Source organism: Actinocorallia libanotica, assembly GCF_039525175.1.
GTDB lineage: Bacteria > Actinomycetota > Actinomycetes > Streptosporangiales > Streptosporangiaceae > Actinocorallia > Actinocorallia libanotica.
Map to the genome: position 1 here is coordinate 18,650 of NZ_BAAAHH010000029.1, position 15,635 is coordinate 34,284.

The 15,635-nt window shown below is 69.3% G+C and carries 10 protein-coding genes; 3 read left to right on the forward strand and 7 right to left on the reverse strand.

Annotation, left to right across the window (positions count from 1 at the left end):
* Positions 1 to 6: 6 nt before the first annotated feature.
* On the forward strand, positions 7 to 999 hold the full coding sequence (locus ABD140_RS28845) for an NADPH:quinone reductase (RefSeq protein WP_344244174.1): 993 nt from the start codon (positions 7 to 9) through the stop codon (positions 997 to 999).
* 38 nt (positions 1,000 to 1,037) lie between these two features.
* Here the strand turns inward: ABD140_RS28845 and ABD140_RS28850 are convergent, their stop codons facing one another.
* From ABD140_RS28850 to ABD140_RS28870, 5 genes are all read right to left on the reverse strand, one after another.
* Positions 1,038 to 1,877 (reverse strand): serine/threonine-protein kinase, encoded by an 840-nt coding sequence (locus ABD140_RS28850; protein WP_344244175.1) that lies wholly within the window; start codon positions 1,875 to 1,877, stop codon positions 1,038 to 1,040.
* An 11-nt stretch (positions 1,878 to 1,888) separates the two neighbouring features.
* Positions 1,889 to 4,090, reverse strand: coding sequence for a UvrD-helicase domain-containing protein (locus tag ABD140_RS28855; protein ID WP_344244176.1), 2,202 nt, complete (start codon positions 4,088 to 4,090; stop codon positions 1,889 to 1,891).
* Positions 4,087 to 10,539 carry a DEAD/DEAH box helicase gene (locus tag ABD140_RS28860; RefSeq protein WP_344244177.1) on the reverse strand — a complete coding sequence of 2,151 codons (6,453 nt, stop codon included), beginning with the start codon at positions 10,537 to 10,539 and terminating at the stop codon, positions 4,087 to 4,089. Before ABD140_RS28860 ends, ABD140_RS28855 begins: the two co-directional genes overlap by 4 nt.
* Positions 10,540 to 10,651: 112 nt before the next feature.
* Positions 10,652 to 12,022, reverse strand: coding sequence for a serine/threonine-protein kinase (locus tag ABD140_RS28865; RefSeq protein ID WP_344244245.1), 1,371 nt, complete (start codon positions 12,020 to 12,022; stop codon positions 10,652 to 10,654).
* A gap of 94 nt (positions 12,023 to 12,116) precedes the next feature.
* Positions 12,117 to 12,602, reverse strand: a complete 486-nt coding sequence (locus ABD140_RS28870; protein WP_344244178.1) for a hypothetical protein — start codon at positions 12,600 to 12,602, stop codon at positions 12,117 to 12,119.
* 209 nt (positions 12,603 to 12,811) lie between these two features.
* Here ABD140_RS28870 and ABD140_RS28875 point away from each other — a divergent pair, with 209 nt between their 5' ends.
* Positions 12,812 to 12,946, forward strand: coding sequence for a hypothetical protein (locus ABD140_RS28875; protein WP_344244179.1), 135 nt, complete (start codon positions 12,812 to 12,814; stop codon positions 12,944 to 12,946).
* A gap of 392 nt (positions 12,947 to 13,338) precedes the next feature.
* Positions 13,339 to 13,674: a hypothetical protein gene (locus tag ABD140_RS28880; RefSeq protein WP_344244180.1), complete on the forward strand. Its 336-nt coding sequence runs from the start codon at positions 13,339 to 13,341 to the stop codon at positions 13,672 to 13,674.
* 61 nt (positions 13,675 to 13,735) lie between these two features.
* Here the strand turns inward: ABD140_RS28880 and ABD140_RS28885 are convergent, their stop codons facing one another.
* Positions 13,736 to 14,041 carry a hypothetical protein gene (locus tag ABD140_RS28885; RefSeq protein WP_344244181.1) on the reverse strand — a complete coding sequence of 102 codons (306 nt, stop codon included), beginning with the start codon at positions 14,039 to 14,041 and terminating at the stop codon, positions 13,736 to 13,738.
* A gap of 218 nt (positions 14,042 to 14,259) precedes the next feature.
* Complete coding sequence (locus tag ABD140_RS28890) at positions 14,260 to 15,519, reverse strand: hypothetical protein (RefSeq protein WP_344244182.1); 1,260 nt, start codon at positions 15,517 to 15,519, stop codon at positions 14,260 to 14,262.
* Positions 15,520 to 15,635: the final 116 nt, after the last annotated feature.

A 15,635-nucleotide genomic window follows, 5' to 3' on the forward strand; every position in this document is an offset into this window, starting at 1 on the left:
GGAACCATGCGCGCCGCTTACATCGAGGAGTACGGTCCTCCCTCCGTCATCCGCTACGGGGAGCTGCCCGACCCCCGCCCGGGTCCCACGGACGTCCTCGTCGACGTGGACGCCGTCGCCGTCGACCCCGTCGACACGTTCGTCCGCTCCGGCGCCTGGCGCACCCCGCTGACGTTCCCCTTCGTCATCGGCCGCGACCTCGTCGGCACCGTGGCCGAGGCGGGCCCCGGAACCCCCGGTTTCGCGCCGGGCGACCGCGTGTGGAGCCTCAGCATGGGGCACGAGGGCCGTCAGGGCCCCTCCGCCGAGCGCGCCGTCGTCCCCGCCGACCGGCTCTACCGCCTCCCCGACGACACCGACCCGCTCGACCTGCTCGCCATGGCCCACCCCGCCGCGACCGCCCACCTCGCCCTCTTCACCCACGGCCGCCTCCGCCCGGGCGAGACCGTCGTCGTCCATGGCGCCGCCGGAAACGTCGGCGGCGCCATGGTCGTCATGGCCGCGAACGCCGGAGCCCGGGTCGTCGCGGTGGCGAGCGGCGCCGACGCCGCCTACTGCCGCGACCTCGGCGCCGTCCGCACCGTCGACTACCGCGCCCCCGACGTCCCGGCGCGGATCGCCGCCGCCTGCGGTGACGGAGCCGACCTCATCCTCGACGCCTCGGGCCGCAACGACCTGGAACAGGCGGTGAACCTCCTGGCCCGCCGCGGCCGCATCATCGTCCTCTCCGGCATGACGGCCCGCCCCGTCCTCCCCGTGGCCGCCCTCTACCAGCAGGACCGCTCCATCACCGGCTTCGCCATCTCCCACGCCACCACCACCGAACTCGCCGAAGCCGCCCACCACGTCGCCCACCTCACCGCCACCGGCCTCCTCCGCCCCCGCCACCGCACCACCCTCCCCCTGAGCGAGGCCGCCGAAGCCCACCACCGCCTCGAATCCGGTGAGGGCTCCGGCCACAGATTCCTCCTCCAAACACCCACCCCGTCCGCCCCTTGACGTGAAGACCGCCGCCCGATGGGCCTCACCACGTTCGGTCAGCGGCTGGGGAACGCCTTGGCCTGGGTCGTGGTGTAGAGGTGGGTCGGGTCCGTGCGGAGGTCGGAGGCCAGGGCTCCGGGGAGGTGCGGAAGCGGGCCGATGAAGGCGTGCAGCGCGGTGAAGACCCCGGTCGCGTCGGAGGGACGGTCTTGAGGGTCTTCAAGAAGCAAGGCGTCTACGAGAGAGACGAGGGCGCTGGGGACGTCGTACCGCTCCTCTCCCAGGAGCTCCTCTAGAAGGCGGCCGACCGCGTACAGGTCGGAGGAAGGGCCCGCGGAGACGCCTTCGTAGAGCTCGGGGGCGACGTAGCGGGCGGTTCCGGGAACCTGTCCGGTCTGGGTTATCCGGGAGAACTGGGGGAGGCCGGGGGCGGCGGCCGCGCCGAAGTCGATGACCTTGACGGCGCCGTGCCGGGTGAGCAGCAGATTGCTCGGTTTGATGTCGCGGTGGACGAGGCCGCCCGCGTGGGCGGCGGCCAGCACCGAGCAGGCCTGTGCGGCGAGGTAGGCCGCCCAGGGGACCGGCAGCGGCGACTCCTCGGCGATCAGGTCGGAGACGGTCTGGCCCTCGATGTACTCCATCGCGACGAACAACTCGTCATCGGCGTTGCCGAAGTCGTAGACGGCGGGCACGCCGGGGTGGCTCATCCGGGCGGTGATGCGGGCCTCGCGGTGGAAGCGGCGTACCGCCTCCTGCGCGTTCGCCAGATCCGCCCTGTGGATGAGCTTCACCGCGATCCGCCGGTTGAGGCGCAGGTCGGAACCTTCCCAGACCTGTCCCATGCCACCGCGGCCGAGCGGGCCGACCAGGCGGTACCGATCGGCGATCGTTCTCATGGGCGGGTTCCTCACGGCAGGAAGCGGCTCGGCTCGCCGTGCCAGGTGATGCGCACGGTGTCGCGGGCGCGGGTGACGGCGACGAACAGCAGCGAGCGGGCCTGCTTCTCCTCGCGCCGGTAGCGCAACGGGTCGCTGTCGGCGTACTGCTCGATGCGCGCCGCGGGAACGAGCCCCTCCGACACCCCGGCAATGATCATCCGCTGGTATTCCAGGCCCTTGAACCGGTGCATCGTTCCCACATGGACGGCCTCGTGCACCTTCGGCCCGTCGGGCCCGATGGAGGCGGCCATGATCCTGGCTCGGCCGAGCCGGTTCTCGACCTCGGCGACCATGTGCCGTTCCGGCACGCACACCGCGATCGCGGCGGGGGCGATGTCGTCCCACTCGCGGATCTGCTCGACGATCCCGTCGAGTTCGGCGTCCCAGGTCGCATACCCCTGCAGCGCGGGGCGGGCACCGTGCAGGACGGAGCGGTAGCCGGTCAGGTCGTCGCGGCCGTCGTCGAGGTCGTCCCACTCGCCGTCGCCGAGCACGCCCTGGGCGGCGCGCAGGATCTCCCGGGTGGTGCGGTAGCTGAGCGTCAGCTTGTGGGAGCGGCCCCGGATGTTGATGCCGAGGCTGCCGAGCGACACCTGGTTGCCGTAGATCCGCTGGTGGCTGTCGCCGGCGATGAACAGGTCGTCGGGGCCTTCGGGGATCATCGCGCGGAGCATCTTCCAGTGCGCGGCACTGAGGTCTTGGGCTTCGTCGACGACGATGTGCTTGTAGCGGGGGTGGTGTGAGATGCCGGACTCGCGGTGCAGTTTCTCGGAGCTGACCTGCGCGGCCTCGAAGGCCTCCCGCTTCAGCTTGCGGTCCAGCTCCAGCCGGGCGGCGCGTTCGGCGACCTGACGGTAGGTCCACACCCCCATCGTGTCGAGCCGCTTCACATACCGCTCGACGAGCTGCCAGATCGCGGCCCGGTCGGCGCGGCTGATGTTGCGGCCCCGGCCCGCGCGGCGGGCGCGGAAGTAGTCGGCTCGGGTGGCGATGGCCATGCCGAGGATGACGTGGGACCACTCGGCGTGCAGGAACTCCGCGTCCCAGCGCCGCTCGTCCAGCTCGTCCAGCATGGCCTGCCATTCCTGGACGGCGCGGGCGTCGTCGATCCAGCGGCGCCTGTCGCCGTCCGCGGCCTGGGCGACGATCTGGGTGGCGAGCTTGTCGATGTTGACGATCTCGACGCGTTTGGCGACGTCGGGCCCGGCCAGGTCGAGCAGCCGCCGGCGCAGGTCGGCAGCGAGGTTCTTGTTGAAGGTGGTGAGCAGGACGTCCTTGCTCTCACCGGACCGCAGCCGCTCCACCAGGTGCCGGACGCGGTGCAGCGCGACGATGGTCTTGCCGGTGCCGGGGCCGCCGGTCACCCGGGCGGGGCCCGAGTAGGGGCGGTGCTCGGCGATCTTCAGCTGGGTGGGGTGCAGGAAGATCTTCCAGCGCCAGAAGTCGTCCTCCAGGACCTCGCGCAGGTCGGTGTCCTCGGTGGTGACCTGGGTGGCGGGACGGGCCAGCGCGGTGGCGTAGTCGGTGGTGTCGACCTCGTCCTCGGCGGCGACCGGAGTGGTGATCTGGTCGAGGACCTCCTCGACGCTCCTGCCGTCGTGGAGGGCGAGCAGGACGTCCCCGGTGAGCTGAGGGGCGTGGTCGGTGAGGACGAGCAGCTCCTCCTCTGTGTTGATCTTCCAGATCAGGCCGAGCAGTGCCTCGCTCACGCCGAGATCCAGCAGCTGTTCGCGGGTGAAGGCGGTGAACAGGCTGGAAGGGGGCGCAACGGGCACAGGCGCCGGTTCGGCGGCCTTGTCGGACCTCGTCGCCTCGATGTTCTCCTCGAAGCTCACCAGGTCGATGAACTCGATACCGCCGGAGACCGGGTTGATCTGGTATTTGATCCGATCGAGGTTCTCGTAGACGTCCTTGCGGTCCTTGACCGCGACCAGGATGTACTCCGAGCCGCCGGCGTGCAGCAGCAGCGCGCGGTAGTCCTTGTGGACCCGCGCGGAGTAGAGCTGCGCGTGGCCCTTCAACTGCTTGAAGTGCAGCGCCGGGGAGTGCGGGTCCTTGCGGAACCTGTGCTGGAACTCGTAGATCGCCCCCTTGACCTCTCGGGGCAGCTTGAGGATCTCTTTGTCGGCCTTGTCCAGCAGCCGCAGTGTCGCCCCGCCCTGCACGTTCACGCTCCTTTGATCCGGTCGGCCAGCTCCTCGGCCGTCCAGCCCTGCACCTCACGCACGGACCATCCTGCCGCCTCGTAGGCGGCGTTCCGCTTCTTCTCCTCGTCGCCGTCCCCGGCCAGCACGATCGCGATCTTCACCGCGGGCCAGGCGATCTCCGCCTGCCAGGCCTGCTCGCCCAGCTCGTAGCCGACCTCTTCGTGAGCGGGCGCGGGCACGCCCAGGGCGGCGAGCCGCTGTGCGAAATCGGCGAGGAACGGCTCGTCGGGATCGAGCAGGTCGAAGACCTCCGTCCAGCCGGAGTCGACGCCGCCCTCGGGAGGGACGGGCGGCGTCCGCGGTGCCGGGACGGGCGCCGGGATGCTCGGCGAGGGCGGGACGGAGGCCGGTGCCTGCCCGTCGAGCAGGTCGGCGTCCAGCGGGACGAGGCCGAGGGAGGTCCGCACTCCGGCGCCGCCCTCCACGACCAGGAAGGACGGATCGAACTCGTCCAGCCGGGTCAGGGCCAGCTGGACGCCGTCGCCGGAACCGTGGCCGAGGAACTGCAGCAGATTCCCCCAGTACAGCCAGGCCGCCCAGCGCTGCTTGTGGGACGGCTCGTCGGCGGCGACGGTCTCGGCCCGGTCGTCGATCAGGGCGAACGCGGAGAAGGAGATATCGGACCGCTGGTCGACCACGACGACCAGCGGGCAGCCGTAAGCGTCGTGTGTCCGGGCGACGACGGTCCTGCCCTGGCCTGGCGGCGGCAGCGGTTCCCCGCGCAGAGCCGCCATGGCGATGCCGCCCGCGCCCGCGGAGCAGATCACCTTGTCACCGATCTGGGCGAGCCCGTTGACGGCGGCTTCGGCGCGGTGCAGCCAGAGCTCCGGATCGGGTTCGCGGAGGAAGGCCAGCAGGGAGTCGACGGGGTTGGTCCACACGGTGCGCACCAGTTCGTCGGGTTCCCGGCCGGGAGCTCGTCCCTTGTACGCCTTGCGCGCGGCCATCTGTGCGGTGTTGCCGTAGGGCGGTCGCTTGGGATCGCCGGAGACGTCGGGCGCGTGGCCGCGTTTCTCCCAGTCCTCCAGGTCGTCCCAGGTCAGCTGGTAGACGACCCGTCCGTGGGCGCGCAGCTGCATGCGCTTGTGGGCGTCGTAGGCGAGCCGGTTGACGGCCGGAGAGGCGTGGTAGGAGTAGCCGTCCAGATAGACGGCGACCTCCAGCGGCGGGCCGTCGAGCCTGCGGAACAGGACGTCGGGCCGGGTCTTGCGGATGGTGTTCTGCAGGGTGACCTGCCAGTGCACGATCGAGTCGTCGGCCTCGATCCGCAGGTCCGCGGTGCGGCGTCCGGCGATGACGTCGCCACGGGCGAGCGTGCCGGGTGTGTCGGGGCGGCGCGCCCAGGCCTCCAGCCCGCCGAGGAACCGTGCCTCCAGTTCACTCTCGATCAGGTCCCACAGGGAGATCGCGTGGGTGGTGGAGACCTCCTCGGTCGTCCAGCCCTCGAGGAGTTCCTCGAACATGCCGAGTGCTTCGGCCCGGTCGGCCCGGTCGTAGAGCGGGGCGGGCACGTGGGAGAGCAGGCAGCGGTGGCAGGCCCGCTTGTTGGGGTCGGCCGCGCAGGGGCAGTCGTGCATCAGCTTGTAGGCGGCGAACAGGACCCCGCGGAACTCCTCGGGGTCGGCGAGCCGGTGCAGATAGCCGGTGCCGCCGGGCAGCGCGTCGTGCAGGACGAGGAAGCGGCGGCGGCGTCCGGTCTCGCCGTCCGGCATGGTCGCGGTGACGACCCGGAGGTGGGAGGGGTCACCGCCGTAACCGGCCGCGATCCCGGCCATCAGTGCGGCCTGGAACGAGACGGTCCGCTCCTCGATCATGAGTGTGGCGACTGGCAGCAGGATCCGCAGCGCCTCGGTCGGCAGCTCGTGCGCGAGGATCAGTTCCAGGTGCTCGACGTCGTCGGCGGAGCGCCGGTGGCGGCACCAGCCGCGGTGGTGCTGGCGGGACTTGTCGATGGACGAGGTCTGGGCCAGCGCGGTCTGGGCGGCGGCCAGGCCGCTCTCCAGGGCGGTGCCGCCGCAGACCGGGCACGTGCGGAACGGGTTGAGCCGGACGTCGGAGCCGGCGAACCTGTCGGCCGCCGGGCGGTCCTGCTTGGCGGGTCCGAGGTTGAAGGTGCGGACGACGGCACGGCGGGCGAAGTCCACGCCGAAGGTGTGGCGGCTGTGCCGCCAGGAACCGGGGGCGAAGTCGGCGGGGTCGATGTCGACGGCGACCGCGCCCTCGTAGTACATGCGCCTGCGGTCGTCGCGGTCGTCCCGGATCTTGGCGTCGTCGCGCCGGTCGTGCGAGGTGACGCGGGCGGGCTTCAGCACCCGGTGCAGATGCTGGACGCCGCCGATGGCCGGGTCGGCGCAGCGCGGACAGGGCGAGGCGTCGGTCTCGGCGAGGTGGGTCCGCACATACCCGCAGGACGGGCAGATCCGCCACTTCTCCGTCTGGCGGGCGTCGGTGCCGACGTCGAGACCGGTGATCTGGTGCTCGTAGCCGAGCATGTAGAAGGAGTTGCCGGGGGCGAGTTCGGTCAGCGCGACGGACGCCGGACGCTGGTACTCACGGATGTCGCTGCGGTAAAGCGGCCGGTTCTCGTCCTTCGGGTCGGCTTCCTCCCAGGTGAGGGTGGCCTCCAAGGCGGTGGTGGTGTCGAGGAGGGAGTAGTTCGGCAGCAGGCCGAGCTCGACGAGTGCGTTCTGGGCGTTCTGCCGGCCGATCTCGCCGATGCGCCTGGCGACGGCTCCGCTCTCGACCTCCAGGCTCTTCTTGGCGGCCCGCTGCCCGGGGTCGGACTCGATGAGATCCTCGACGGCCTCCTCGATCCGGCGGCGGCGTTCGCGCAGCTCGGCGAGCCTGCCGTCCCAGTCCTGCTGGATCTTCTCGATCTTCTCCTTCAACCCGGAAGCGGCGAAGCCTCGAAGTTCGGCGGCGGCCGAGGCGGAGACATGCGTGCCGAACAGGTCGAGGAAACCCGTGACGAGGGCGTCCGCGTCGGCGAGGGCGGCGGTGGTGAAGACCGCGAGCCATCCGGTGCCGCCGAACAGCGCGGAGGCGACGCGAGGCAGCGGCGGCGCATCGCCGAGCAGGCCGCGGGCGGCCCTGTCGATGAGGTGGGCCGCGTACTGGCGGCGCAGGATCTCCACGGCCGACAGGTAGCTGCCGGGCGGGACGATCTCCCCGGCGATCATGTCGCGGGGCTCGTCCAGGAAGTACAGGTCGCGGGGCGAGCGGCCGACCATCGTGACGAGGAACGCGTTGCCGGTGCGGCGCCCGGCGCGGCCGACCCGCTGCACGTAGTTGGCGGGGCCGGGAGGCAGGGAGGCCAGCACCACGGCCGACAGCTCGCCGATGTCGATGCCCAGTTCCAGGGTCGGGGTGCAGGACATGACATTGGGGTCGCTGTAGCGGTCGCCTTCGCGGAAGCGCTCCTCGACGGTCTCGCGCTGCTTGCGGGTGAGCGCGCCGGTGTGCTCGGCGGTGACGACGCTGAAGACGTCCTCCCGCTCGGTGTAGAGGCGGCGGTAGAAGTCGTTGCGGTAGGAGCGGCCGGTGCGCGGAGTGAGGTGGCCGGAGCAGCGGTAGCGGGGGCAGGGCTGTCCGATCCACTCATGGACGAGGGACGGGTGCACGGTCTGCGTCCAGGCGCACGCGTCGCACCCGGCCCCGGCCCGTTCGGCTTCGTCGGGTTCCAGCAGCCGGACCTGGATATGGCCGGGTTGCAGTCCGTAGACGCGGGTCGCGCCGTCGCTCGCGGTGCGCGTGGAGACAACGCCTTCGCTCGCCAGATGGGAGAGCATCCGGGCGAGGTAGCCTCCGGCCGTGCCGCGCGGCAGGCCGAGGCAGCGGGTGGTCCAGTCCTGGGCCCAGCTCTGCGAGGAGTCGATGCGGTCGAATTCCGAGCGGTTCTTGGCCCGGTCGAGCAGGAACGTGGGAGCTCCCAGGCCCTTGGGGAAGGCGGGCATGCCTTCGGGGCGCTTGCCCCAGATCGCCTTGTACCGGTTGGTGCCGGCGTTGGCGAGCCACGGGTCCAGCCACCGGTGCTTGATCGCCCCCCGGGTGCGCAGGCGTTCCAGCAGCCCGCGCAGGAAGGCGAGGTAGCGTTCCTCGGAGGCGAGCTCGACCAGGCCGGGGACCCGCTGGTGTTCGTCGCGGGCGAGGGCGGTGAGTTTCTCCGGGTCGGGCAGCACCACCTCGGCGGACGCGGTGCGGGTCAGTTCCAGCGTGCGGCCCTGCCGGGAGCGCAGCCCCAGCTCCATGACGATGGCGAACGCCAGGCGCTCACCGATCAGCTTCCACGCCCTGGGTCCGCCGGTGGTGGTCCCGGCGAGGATCGCGTCGATCTCCTCGATCTCGTGCAGGTCCGGGGGGACGACGGCGGGCAGCACCGCCGGGTCGGAGGCCGCGGCGACCACGTCGGCGATCAGCTCGTTCAGCCGTGTCGCTTCCGCCGACTCCAGCCGGGAGGCCAGCAGCCGCCGCAACGAGAACTGGTAGGAGCGGCTGGCGACGAACCCGGCCCGGTGCGCGGCGTCCTGCACCGAGTCGTTGAACATCAGCGTCTTGCGCTGCCCGTCCTCGAGCTGGTCGCCGGCGAAGAGCTGGGTGATCGCCACCGAGGCGAGGGAGGCGAGTCCGGCGCCGAGGAAGCGGATGCCCTGGTCCATGTCGCAGGCCGGGCACCGGTCGGCCTTGGCCGCGTTGTTCCCCGCGTCGTCGTTGTTGGTGTCGGCCAGGACGAAGACGACGTCGCCTTCGCCGTACTCGTCGCGGGCGGGATCGACGGGCCGGAGGCGGTCGCCTTCGAGAGCGACCAGGTTGCGGGCGTTCTCGGTGAACTCGGTCTTGGTCGCGAGGATCAGCGGCCGTACCCGCTTCTTCTCGCTCACGGACGCCCGGTAGATCCGCTCGGGCTGGGTGACGAGTTCCGCGGGATTGCGGTCGGGGGAGTAGGCGGCCCAGCCGGACCTGCCGCAGTGACGGCAGTAGACGGCGGGGAGCAGGTTCCGCCCGACCACGTTGAGCGTGGAGTCGGATCCCAGTACGGGCAGCTCGCCGACCCAGGCGAACGCCGGGGTGCGGTGGGCCAGCCGCAGCAGCCGGGAGACGGCCCGCACCCAGACGTGCGTCTCGACCAGCAGGAACGGGCGGTCGGGGTTCTCGGGATCGCGGGCATGCGAGATCAGCGCGATGAACCGGGCGAGCGCGGCCGACGCCTTCTTCGGGGACTGCTTGACGACCGAGCCCCAGCCGTAGGCGCCGCGGCGGGGCAGCAGCTCCAGCAGCTCGTCCGGAGTCTTCGGTCCGCCGCTGAGGAGTTCCAGCACGGCCTGGGTGAGGATGTGCCGCTTGAGCAGCCCGCCGAGCCCGGACGGGGTGAGTCCGGACCGGCCGGTGATCTTCTCGGCGAGGGCGTCCAGGGCGGCCGGGTCTTTGAGCGGGTCGCCGCAGTCCATCAGCTCGTGCGGCGAGGGCAGCGGCAGCGTGTCGTCGAGGTCGACGAACTCTTCGGGGGAGAGGCGGTCTTCCCCGATGACGGAGTCCTCGGGGAAGGGCACGCCGAAGACCTGCTCGGCGATCTCCCGGATGGATCCGCCGCTTTCCCCGCTTCCCTCACCGAGGGTCGCGCTGGTCGCGACGGGGCAGATGCCGCCCATCGGACTGCCCGGCCGGGAGCCGCCGGTGGCGGACGCGAGTCTGCGCAGCAGCATCGCCACGTCGGTGCCCTGCGCCCCGTCGTAGGTGTGGAACTCGTCGATGACGATGTACCGCAGGTCGGCGTCCTTCCAGAGAGGAAGGTCGTCGCCGCGCTGCAGCAGCAGGTCGAGCATCTTGTAGTTGGTGATGAGGATGTCCGGCGGGTTCCGCCGGATCTCGGACCGCTGCGTCATCACCCGCGCATACCCGGTCGCCGGTGCGTCGCCGATGTAGAGCGCGGCCGTGACGTTCCGCAGAGGTTCCTGCTCGAGGTAGGCGTTGATCCGCCCGGCCTGGTCGGTGGCGAGCGCGTTCATCGGATACAGGAGGACGGCCTTCACGCCGCGCCTGCCGGACGCCTTCTCGCGGCGGCAGTGGTCGAGCACGGGGACGAGGAAGGACTCGGTCTTCCCTGAGCCGGTGCCCGTGGTGATCAGCGTGGGCTCGGGAGCCTTGCCGAGGCTGCTGAGCCTGCGCAGCGCCTCGCCCTGGTGCCGGTAGGGCTTCCAGCCGTCGGGCGCCCACTGCAGGCAGCCGTCCCACCCGGCCTCGGCGGGCCGGAACGGCGTGCGGATCCGCAGATAGGGACCGCGGAAGATGCCCTGCTCATCGTGGAGGAGGAAGCGCTCCAGGGCTCCTCTCACGGGAGGCTCGACCAGCGCGAAGGTCGTACTGAGGTACTCCGTCAGGCTCTTGCGCAGTTCCTCGGCCGCCAGCGTGGGCTTCACGATGTCTCTCCTGGAACCGGTATTTCAGGGGCAGGTTCAGACCCTAGTGGGTCGGACGGAGGCAAGTACGCTGGACCCTGACGTTTACGTGCCTGTCTTTGGTGAACTGAGATCACCACGGCCGGTTCGAAGATGCATGCCGGTCGGTTTCGGCCGGTCGGACGCCCAGAGTCTCCAATGCTTCTCGCAGACCTCGGACGCCATGGGTCGCCTGCGCTTCTCGCAGCTTTAGCTGATCGGGGTGGTCGCGGAGTTCGTCTAGGACCGAAGAAATCGTTCGAGCCGAACGGCTCTTGATCATTTCGTCCAACAGGAATGCCGCCACTGCAAATACAGAAAGAGTGGATATGAATATGTAGAAGAACTCGCTGGATTTGGGGGAGTCGCTGTTGATGCCGCCGAGGACGAAGGCGATCAAGAAACCGAAAGTGACGAGATAACGGCCTGCTTCGCCCAGCCCCGAAGGAGCCGCGCCGAGGTGCTGCGAGCAAGCAGTGTGCAAGCGGACCAGCTTTTCGGTGTTCGCGGACGGTGCGGGGCGCGCAGCCTGGTGGTGGGCCGAGTGGATCTGGAGGGTGGGAGGGGGCAGCGGTGCGCCGGTCGGCGGACATCCGGGGTCGTGGGCCGCGCAGTCGCGCAGCAGTACCGCTACCTGGGCGGCCGAGGCGGGTCGTCGGGAAGGCTCTTTGTCGAGCAGGTTCAAGACGAGGGCGTCGAGGCGGGCGGGAATGCCGACCCGGTGGGCGCTGGGCGGGTCGGGTCGCGTGTTCATATGCATGGCGATGAGGGCGGGCAGGTTGCCTGCGGGGAAGACGGTCCGGCCGGTCAGGAGAAGGTAAAGGCTGGCGCCGAGCGCGTACAGGTCGGCCCGGTGGTCGACCTGCCGACCGCAGATCTGCTCGGGGGCCATGTAGGCCGGGGTGCCGGGTTGGACTCCGGTGCCGGTCAGTTCGAAGGCGGCGTCCTGAAGGTGGGCGATCCCGAAGTCGCAGATCTTGACCGTCCCGTCGGGCGGCAGCATCAGATTGGCCGGCTTGATATCGCGGTGCACGATCCCTTCGTCATGTGCGACGGCCAGGCCGTCACAGACCTGTGCTCCGTATTCGAGGACGTCCGCGATCGGCAGGCCGCCGGGATGGTCCTGTTCCAACACCGTCCCCAGATCTCTGCCTTCCAGGTACTCCAGCACCAGGAACGGATAGGTCGTCTCGGTGCCGTCCTCCCGTTGCTCGCGGTGTTTTCCAGAAGCGTGGACGACTGCGATGTTGTGGTGGTTCAACCGGGCGGCGGCCTGCCCTTCGCGGTGGAAGCGGGCCAGTGCCTGGGCGGACCTCCCGTCTTCCAGCAGGTCGGCCCGCAGTACCTTGATGGCCACAGGCCGCTGCAACCACTGGTCGAATCCTTCCCAGACGAGGCCCATTCCGCCTTCGCCCAGGAGCCGCTCCAGTAGAAACTGGTCTCCCAGTACATCCCCTGCCCTCATGCCGATCACCGTAGTCAGGCAAATCCGGATATGGGAGAGATTCTCCTTTCTCGCGTCGATGTATCTGGGTGTTGATGCGGAGCGTCCGTGCTGATCAGGAGTTTCTGCACTCGTTCCAGGCGTCGCCGACGGCGCATGAGGCGTACTCCGACTCGGCCACCTCGACCTTGGTCCTGTTCCCCAGGGCGTCCCGCAGGACGATGACGTACCGTGCCGGGACCGGGATGTATTGCTGGACGGGGACTCTCCTGGGCATGAAGCAGTTGCCCAGGCTCGTCCACTGGCTGCAGCCCTGGTCGACCCAGGTCGTCTCCGTGCGGGTGGCGGCCGGGACGAACGTCTTGTCCGCCACCACCGGTCCCGACACCCGGCGGGGGTTCTCGGTTTCCGGGGCGAGCGGGAACGCCAGGTTCGAGGCGTAGGCGCTGCCGGCGACGATGGCGATTCCGCCGAGAGCACTCGCGACGTACAGCCCGATGCGCCGGGGGGAGAAGCGGAACCGGCCGTGCCCGGGGGAGATCATTCCTGCCTCCACGATCGTGGTCTTCCTGGATGGGGCCGCGTCATGGGCTCGTTCCACGGGTCGTCATGTTAGATGATGCCTACACAACAAGTGCCTGTGAATTAATTACACGTTCATTACGCTTGCTATTCGTGTCCGGGCGGCCCCTCTTGTGGTCGTCTGCGGCCGCGGTCTCATGACTCCTGTAACGCGAACCGCCCACATCGAACACGTTCCGTATGCTCCAATGGTTCTCCTTCGGCCGAGTAATGGGGAAGGAGGCTTCGGTGGACGGGTCCGACGTCGTGGCGTTGCGTGGCTCCGATGGCTACTTTGGCAGCATGACGACTGCTCTTGAGATGCGGATTCGCTCCGGAGCCGAGCGGGTTGAGCTGGCTCGGCTGGAGGAGAACCTGGAGTAGTTGCGTCTGGCGCTGAGCGAGATCGATCGTGCCTACCACCTGAGGGGCAGCCGTCCCAAGTGGGTCATCTCCGACCTCGCGAGCCGCGGTGCCGACATCGAAGTCCGTATCACCGCCGACCGGACGCGGAACAGGGACGCACGCTCCGTCCTGGCGCCGATCGACGCTCTGGTGGCGGGGGTGGACCGCCTTCAGCGTGAGCCGGAGGTCCCGAGTACTACACGGAACGCACGCTGGAGAGAATCCTCACCCTGGGGGAGCCCGGCCGAGGCGTCCAAGAAGTATCGCTCGCGACGGTCAACGGAAGTCCCGGGCAGTTCTTTCCGGTGTCAGAGCCCGTTCGTGCCCACGCTCAGCAGGCGGTGCAGGGCGCGTACACCTCGCTGGGGTCGGTGATCGGCTGGCTGGACACGATGAGCGCTCGCCGCATGCACAAAGGGCTGCTCGTCGTAGGGCTTTACGACCCCGAGACCCGTAGGGCCGTCACAGGCTGTCTGTCCGCCGACATGGCAGAAGAAGCACACGACCTCTACTGGCGCAAGCGAGTCATCGCCAAAGGCAAGGTGACGCGTAACAGGCGCGGTCAGGCGGTACGCATGGAAATCGAGGAGCTGGAGGAGTTCGGAGAGCGAGGCAGGGCATCCGTTGACGATCTCCTCGGGATCGCTCCGGACTGGCTCGGCGGCCAGGACGTGGACGAGTACATAGAGGAGGCCAGGCGTGACTGATCCTGACGAACCAGAGCCCGACCCGGATCGCATAGATGTCGATGTCGTGCTCGTTGCCCGGTCACTCGATGACGACATCCGGGAGGTCGGTGATTCCTGGATCCGGTGCGAGCGTCGTCCCCGGTGTCACCGTTCGGACGGCCGGGACGGGTACGGCGGGCGTGCGTACGACGGGCTTCTCCCGCGGCTCTTCGGGGCCTGAGCCGCCAGAGCCCAGGACCAGGATCACAGCGATGATCAGGATCACGACCGCACCCCCGCCCGCCGCCGCCCCGGAATTCCTTCTCACCCAGTGACCGCTGCGGTAGAACCGGCGACCGTTCTTGCCGGTAACCATGTGGCCTCGACGGTAGTACTCGCCTGACATGCTCCACTCCGTTCGAGCCCGGGAGAAGAACACACCAAGGGCCTCGGACAAGTAGAACACCCGAGTCCGACAAGCTCTTGATGATTGTCGGAACCCTCGTTTCGATGAATCGAGTCCCATGGAAGCGGAGGGGTAGCGGCATGGGATCTTTCGCTCGCTCTTCCGAGGAAGCGATGGGGGAGCCTGGCGAACCAGCTGTCGGTGCTGCCGCCCCACACTCACCTTTTCGCGTCGGTCTCCTCGTCGTCCGCGCGCCGGCGGACCGCTCGCTCGGCGATTCTGCTGGAGAGCTTGGCCGTCACCGATCTGGCCCGGTCGAAGGTCTCGTTACCGAGCTGTATGGCGGTGCCGCCGACCTCCGCGCCCGTCTCGAGCACCTTGTCCCTCGCCTCCGCGGCCGCGTCCACCCATCGTCTCGTCTTCCATGAGCCGCGGCCGGACCCGATCCCGAGCAGCCCGTGGAGATCATGGACGCCGGTCGCGACATCGTTGCGCGCGTTCATCACGGCCGGGGACGCGGTCGGGTGCCACAGAAGTCTCGTGTTGGCCCTGTGGGCGGCCGCGTCCATGCGGGCCGTCAGCTGCTCGGTGGCCTGTGAGATGGCGTCCAGCCGCTTCTGCCGGGCAGCCCTCAGGCCGAGGCGGTGCCCGTCCAGATCAGCCGGAGACGTGTCCAGCACGCGGTCCAACCGGAGCACGTCGAACGCGTCCTGCAAGGAGAAGCAGCGAGCCAGAACGAAGAGCCATACCCGAACCTCGGACTCGATCTCCCTGGCCGCCTTGGCGAGATCGCCGATCTTGCTCTTGCGCTCGACCTTCTTCGCGAGGTCGTCGAGTTGGCGCAACGCGTACGACTGGGTGTCCCCGATCTTCCCCGGCGTGTCCTGCACCGTCGACCACGTGACCTCGTCCACCCGGCCCACCTGGTGCTCTCGGACGGTCATGGCGTCCTCGATCATGAAGTCCGCCCCGTCCAGGCGCGCCAGCACCTGGTCCCGCTGGACACGGAGCACGTCGTCGATCTTCCTGTCGATCCTGGCGAGGTAGGCGGTGATCTCGGCCATGGACTGCTGCTTCGCGGCCTGCTGCATGATCCCCGCAACGCCGGAAAGCGTCTCCGGGTTCAGAAGCATTGTTCCGGGCCCCCTGACGAATTCGACGAATCCTCCGATCTGGCCCCAGTCTCCCTTCAGCACGCCGGTGCTGAGACCTGTCGTCGCACTCGTCCTCAGCCCGTACTCCAGGACACGCTGCGCGGACTCCTCGGTCAGCTTCAACCAGCGGCCCGAGCCGGCGGCGATCTCGGAACCCGCCTGCGCCATCACGGCCCCTGCGCCGAGGACGGACCTGAGCCGCTGTCCGAGGTCCTTCGACGACGACCACAGCCCCTCCGAAGCAAGGAACTTCTCGACAGTCGTCGGATCCCCGATGACCGCCAGTCCGTCGTCGTCGCTGATCAGCTGGATCTCACCGGCCATCGTGGGCTCCTCAGTGGCTCTTCGCAGGTGAAGGCGGAGGGACTGCCCCTTGCCCCCAGGCTGTGTTTTTCCTGGACGGACACCCGCTGGCACGTTCTTTCAGCGATGCAACGATA